Genomic DNA, 6,018 nt, shown 5'->3' on the forward strand with positions numbered 1-6,018 from the left:
GGGCCAAGGTCGCCGCGGCCACCAGGCGAGTCAATGGAGCCGCGCGCCTCGTCTCCCTAAGCTGCGCGAATGCGAATCGCGGAGCTGTATCGAGCCAGTGCGCCGGTCTTCTCGTTCGAGTTCTTCCCGCCGAAGACGCCCGCCGGCTGGCGCACGCTCTACCGCACGATCGCCGACCTCGCGGAGCTGCGGCCCGCGTTCGTGTCGGTAACGAGCCACGCGCGCGGCGAGAACCGCTCGCAGACCGTGGAGCTGACGACGCGCATCCAGAGCGAGCTCGGCATCACGGCGATGGCGCACATGACGTGCGCGGGCCAGACGCGCGAGGAGTTGGGCGTGACGCTCGACCGCCTCGCGCAGGCGGGCATCGAGAACGTGATGGCGCTGCGCGGCGACGCGCCGAAGGATCAGCCCGAGTGGCGCCCCGTGCCCGGCGGCTTCTCGTATGCGAACGAGCTCGCCGCGTTCGTGAAGGCGCGCGGCAACTTCTGCATCGGCGGCGCTTGTTATCCCGAGACGCACCCCGACGCGCCGAGCGCGGCTGCCGACGTGGAGAACCTGAAGCGCAAGCTCGCCGCCGGCGCGGAGTTCCTGATCACGCAGCTCTTCCTCAACAACGCGCACTACTTCTCGTTCGTGGCGCGCGCGCGCGCCGCCGGCATCACGGCGCCGATCGCGCCGGGCATCATGCCGCTGGTGAGCCTCGCGAACCTGCGCGGCGCGCTGAAGAACGCGCCGAACTCCGACATCCCGCGCGAGCTCGAGCAGGCCCTGACAGATGCAGGCGAGGACAAGGAACGCGGGCTCGAAGTCGGCGTCGAGTGGGCCACGCTGCAGTGCAAGGAGCTGCTCGCGCGCGGCGCGCCGGGCATCCACTTCCTCACGATGAACCACTCGCCCGCGACGCGGCGCGTGCACGCGAACCTCACGGGTGCGAAGTGACGGGGCCGCTGCGCGTCGCCGTGCTGCTCTCGGGCAGCGGCACGAGCCTCGAGAACTTGTTCGAGCACATCGCGCGCGGACTGCCTGCGCGCGTGGTGTGCGTCATCGCGAGCAAAGAGAGCGCGTTCGGCCTCGAGCGCGCGCGCCAGCGAGGCGTCCCCGCGATCGCGATCCCGCGCAAGAAGTTCGCGGACTCGCGCAGCTTCAACGACGCGATCCACGCCGAGCTCGCGAAGCACGACGCCGAGCTCGTCGCGTGCCTCGGCTTCCTCTCGATCTTCGAGCCCCGCGAGCGCTACCGCGGCCGCGCCATCAACGTGCACCCCGCCCTCATCCCCGCGTTCTCGGGCAAAGGCATGTACGGCCACCACGTGCACGAGGCGGTGCTCGCGCGCGGCTGCAAAGTCACTGGCGCCACGGTGCACCTCGTCGACGACGAGTACGACCACGGCCCGATCCTGGCGCAGAGAGCCTGCGAAGTGCGCGATGACGACACGCCCGAGACGCTCGCAGCGAGAGTGCAGGCGGTGGAGCGGGAGCTGGTGCCGGAGGTGATTCGCGCGATCGCGGAGAAACCCTCGCGGGCGTGATCCCGCGCTCGCGCGCTCGCGTCAGGTCCTCATGCCCTGCATCGCACGCTCCGCGCGGGCGCGCAGGAACGTGATGCAGGTCGAGTCCGCGGGAATCTCCTCGAGCGGCTGCGCGACGAGCGCGGGCGTGACGTTCGCCTCCGCTGCGGCCGCGCTCAGCGCCGCGAGATCGAAGCCGTAGAGTCGCGCCGCGTTCTCGCCGAGCATCATGCGCACCTCCGCCTCGGGCACGCCTTGAAACGCGAAGCGCATGTTCTCGCGCGAGTAGGGGAAGCAACCCTCGTAGTGCGGGTAGTCGCTGCCCCACAGAATGCGGTCGACGCCGACGACGTGGCGGCCCTCGATGTCCGACGGACCCGGAAAGCTCGCGCCGTACCAGCAGTTGCGCTTCGCGTAGAAGCTCGGCGACTCCTTCGGCGCGGGATCGCGCGAAGTGTCGATCTCGCCGATCGCGCCGGCCTTCCACGCGAGCCACATGCCGTCGAGCAGGCGCAGCACGTTCGGCGCCCACGCGCTGCCGCTCTCGGTCAGGATGAAGCGGAGCTGCGGGAAGCGCTCGAACACGCCGCCCATGATCAAATGCGTGAAGCCGCGCTGCGCGAAGAACGCCATCTCGCACGCCCACAGCGCCTTCGCGCCCTGCGCCTCGGCGTAGCGCGGCGTGCCCTGTCCAGAGTGCTGATTGATCACGAGCGCGCAGTCCTGGATCGCGGCCCAGAGCCGGTCGTAGGCGGGATCGTTGAGCGGCGCGAGGTGAACGTCCGACGGCGCGGGCAGCGGCAACAGCACGCCGCCGCGCAGCCCATGCTTCGCGATCCAGTGCACGTCCGCGATCGCGTCGTCGAGGTCGTTCAGATGAATCAGCCCGATGCCCGCGCGCCGCTCGGGCGCGTCGGCACAGAACTCGGCGAGCCAGCGATTGTGGGCGCGCGTGCCGGCGAGGTAGCGCGGGTACTGCTCGGGCGTCGGCGGACCGGAGATGTGAAACGCCGCGCCGTAGAACGGCGGCACGGTGTTCGGGAAGATCACCTCGCCGACCACGCCGTCGCGCTGGAGGTCGGCTCGGCGCTCTGCGGAGTCCCAGCTCTTGGTCTTCTTGCTGCCGACGTGCTTCTGCGACTGGTTGCGATAGCTGCTGCGCCACGCGTCGAACTCGGCGCGCCAGGCGGGGTCGAGGTACTCGCGATAGGCGTCGATGGATGCGCCCGCGTGCGTGTCCGCGGTGATGACGACGTACGGCTGCGTGCTCATCGCGCGCCCCGCCGGATCAGGCCCGGCTCGCCTCCTGAATCAGCTCCACCTTGTACCCGTTCGGATCCTCGATGAACGCGATCACCGTGCTGCCGTGCTTCATCGGGCCGGGCTCGCGCGAGACGTTCACGCCCTTCGCCTTGAGCGCGGCGCACACGCCGTAGATGTCGCTCACGCCGAGCGCGATGTGGCCGTACTGGTCGCCGAGCACGTAGTCGCTCTTGCCCCAGTTGTGCGTGAACTCGAGCACCGTGTGCTCGCTCTCGTCGCCATAGCCGAGGAAGGCGAGCGTGAACTTGCCGTCGGGGTAGTCCTTGCGGCGCAGCAGCTTCATCCCGAAGTGCTCGGTGTAGAAGCGCAGCGATTCGTCGAGATCTTTGACGCGAAGCATGGTGTGTAGGAAGCGCATGCGCGCGACTCTACGCTCGGAGTGGAGCCAGCGGCAACGCGCGCGATGAAGGCGCGGGGCCTGACCCTGCATCCGCCGCCACGACACCGGAGGGAGCACGATGTTCATCGCGATGAATCACTTCGACGTGGAGCCCGAGCGCGCCGCCGAGTTCGAGGCGCGCTGGCGCGAGCGCGAGACGCATCTCGCCGAGGTGCCGGGCTTCGTGCGCTTCGCGCTGCTGCGCGGCGACGCGCCGGGGCGCTACGCGTCGCACTCGACCTGGGAGACGCGCGCGGCGTTCGAGGCGTGGACGCGCTCGGAGGCGTTCCGCAAAGCGCACGCGGGCGCGCGCATGCCGGCCGGCGTGCTGCGCGGCCACCCGCGCGTCGAGCTGTGGGACGCGGTGCTGGAGTAGAGCGAAGGCGCGCCGGCACGAGCGCAGCCGCGCGAGCTGCGAGCGCGGTCGCAGATGCCCGCGCCCGGGTTGCCGTACGCTCCCGGCGTTCTCCTCGCACCGCCGTCCGAACAGGAGCGAATCGCATGGCGCTAGGCACGAAGGTTCGACACGAGCTGCTCGCCGCGAGCGACGCCGCGATTGAAGATGCAGTCGCCTACGCCGATCCGATGGTGCTGCGCGGTCTGCTCTATCAGCTGACGGGCGATCCCGAGATTCGCGCGACGAAGTCGCTCCTCGTCGTGACCGGCTTCGCGCAGGCGCCGGTCGTCGCGCTCGGGGACGTGCCGCTGCTGCGCCGCAAGGCCGTCGAGTTCCTGAAGGCCTACCGCGAAGCGGGCGCCGGCCCGCTCGACATCGGCCCGCGCGAGCGTCTGCCCGCGAGCCTCGGCCTCACCGTCGGCGACGAGATCTCCGATCCAGACGATCTCGGCCTCTGTCTCGAAGAGCTCGCGCTCGATCCCTTCGTGCGCGAGCTGGCGTGGAGCGCGCCGCCGCCGCGCGATCGCGTCGAGGCATTCTCCGTCACGATCATCGGCGCCGGCCTCGGCGGCCTAACCGCTGCGCTGATGCTGAAGCGCGCCGGCATCTCGTACCGAATGCTCGAGAAGAACCACGGCGTCGGCGGCACGTGGCACGAGAACCGCTACCCCGGCGCGCGAGTCGATACGCCGAGCCGCGGCTACACGAACATCTTCGGCGTCGACTTCCCGTACCCGAATCCGTTCTGCGGCTGGGAAGAGAACCAGAAGTACTTCGACTGGGTCGCGGACGCGTTCGACCTGCGCCGCGGCATCGAGTTCGGCACCGAGGTCCGCTCGCTCGCGTGGAACGACGCGGACGCAACCTGGGAGATCGAAGCGGTGGGCCCCGACGGCCCGCGCACGCTGCGCTCGAACGCAGTGATGACGGCGGTCGGCTTCCTCAACCGCCCGAACGTCCCCGAGCTCGAGGGCGCGCCCGAATTCGCCGGGCCGTCCTGGCACACCGCGCGCTGGCCGAAGGAAGTCGACCTGAAGGGCAAGCGCATCGCGGTGATCGGCACGGGCGCGACGGGCTACCAGACGATCCCGGAGATCGCGCTCGAGGCGGAGCACGTGGTCGTGTTCCAGCGCACGCCGTCGTGGCTGTTCGCGGCGCGCGGCTATCGCTCGCCGTTCCCGCCGCAGGTGAACTGGCTCGACCGCAACCTGCCCTTCCACACGAACTTCTCGCGCCACCGCACGCTCTACCCCGCGACGTTCGCGGCCGTTACCGACATCGACCCGCAGTTCGAGGATCTCCACGCGCGCAGCCCGGTGAACAAGCAGCTGCGCGACAGCTCGATCGCGTTCCTCGAGCGCAAGCTCGGCGACCCGGCGCTCGTCGCGAAGATGATCCCCGAGTACCCCGTGCTCGGCGCCCGCCCCGTGATCGTCGACCCCGAGTACAGCGTGCTCGACGCACTGCTGCGCGAGAACGTGACGCTCGTGACCGGCGCCGCCGAGCGCATCGATCGCAGCGGCGTGTGGGGCGCCGACGGCAAGCACTACGAAGTCGACGCGATCGTCTACGCGACCGGCTTCCACGCCACCGAGTACCTGTTCCCGATGTCGATCACGGGCCGCGACGGCCGCACGATCGAGGAGCTGTGGCAGGAGGGCGGCGCGCGCGCGCACCGCTTCTGCATGCTGCCGGGCTTCCCGAACCTGTGGTCGCTCTATGGCCCGAACACCAACGGCGGCCTCGGGCCCGGCGCGTTCCACGAGCTCGTCACGGTGTACGCGCTCCAGTGCATGGAGCGGCTCATCCTCGAGAACCGCAAGTCGATCGAGCCGACGGAGCAGGCGTACTGGGACTTCGCGAAGCGGATCGACGAGCGCAACGCCGGCAAGGTGTGGAGCGACCCGCGCGTGCACAGTTATTACTGGACGCAACACGGGCGCTCGGCCGTGATGTGCCCGCTCACCGGCACCGAGATCTGGCGCACGCTGCGGCGGCCGGAGTTCGAGGAGCTGGAGGTGCGGTAAGAATGAGCCGCGCGGCGTGACGCCCGGCGTCTCATCCCGCACGGCCCGTCGAACCGCCCCCTCGCGTTCTTTGCCCTTTTTCGCTCTTGACGGGTAAAGAGTGAAGACCCTTCGGATGCGCCGCACGCATACGGATCGACTTTTTCGTGCGCGGTTTCGCGTGCACCTGTAAAGCTGGCGCACTCGTCCCGAGCGGTGTGAAGCAAGGATTCTCCAGGACAGGCAGAATCAGGTGTCCTCAGCCCATGATCGGGGCGGGTATCGGCTTCGGTTCAGGTGACCTGCTGGCATTTCTCGGACCAACGGTCTCTAGAGAACGGCCCCTGGTTGCTCTGTTGATCGACCTCGCGCGGCAAACTCTGCCGGCGTGAGATTGCCGAG

The 6,018-nt window shown here is 69.4% G+C and carries 6 protein-coding genes; 4 read left to right on the plus strand and 2 right to left on the minus strand.

The window, feature by feature from the left end; all coding sequences use genetic code 11:
- Window positions 1–69: 69 nt before the first annotated feature.
- Together metF and FJ091_20085 are read left to right on the plus strand one after the other, a co-directional pair.
- Complete coding sequence (gene metF / locus FJ091_20080; GenBank protein ID MBM4385652.1) at window positions 70–942, plus strand: methylenetetrahydrofolate reductase [NAD(P)H]; 873 nt, start codon at window positions 70–72, stop codon at window positions 940–942.
- Window positions 939–1,532, plus strand: a complete 594-nt coding sequence (locus FJ091_20085) for a phosphoribosylglycinamide formyltransferase (protein ID MBM4385653.1) — start codon at window positions 939–941, stop codon at window positions 1,530–1,532. The genes metF and FJ091_20085 overlap by 4 nt, the downstream gene beginning before the upstream one ends.
- Before the next feature lie 21 nt (window positions 1,533–1,553).
- Here the strand turns inward: FJ091_20085 and FJ091_20090 are convergent, their stop codons facing one another.
- Together FJ091_20090 and gloA are read right to left on the minus strand one after the other, a co-directional pair.
- Entirely contained in the window at window positions 1,554–2,783 is a 1,230-nt protein-coding gene (locus FJ091_20090) for an amidohydrolase family protein (GenBank protein MBM4385654.1), read from the minus strand.
- Window positions 2,784–2,799: 16 nt separating this feature from the next.
- On the minus strand, window positions 2,800–3,192 hold the full coding sequence (gene gloA / locus FJ091_20095) for a lactoylglutathione lyase (protein ID MBM4385655.1): 393 nt from the start codon (window positions 3,190–3,192) through the stop codon (window positions 2,800–2,802).
- Between the two features lie 100 nt (window positions 3,193–3,292).
- Here gloA and FJ091_20100 point away from each other — a divergent pair, with 100 nt between their 5' ends.
- Window positions 3,293–3,589: an antibiotic biosynthesis monooxygenase gene (locus FJ091_20100; GenBank protein ID MBM4385656.1), complete on the plus strand. Its 297-nt coding sequence runs from the start codon at window positions 3,293–3,295 to the stop codon at window positions 3,587–3,589.
- 125 nt (window positions 3,590–3,714) lie between these two features.
- The gene (locus tag FJ091_20105) at window positions 3,715–5,637 is read left to right on the plus strand and encodes an NAD(P)/FAD-dependent oxidoreductase (protein ID MBM4385657.1); all 1,923 of its coding nucleotides are present in this window, start codon (window positions 3,715–3,717) and stop codon (window positions 5,635–5,637) included.
- Window positions 5,638–6,018: the final 381 nt, after the last annotated feature.

This window comes from Deltaproteobacteria bacterium (assembly GCA_016875395.1).
In the GTDB taxonomy this organism is placed as follows: domain Bacteria; phylum Myxococcota_A; class UBA9160; order UBA9160; family UBA6930; genus VGRF01.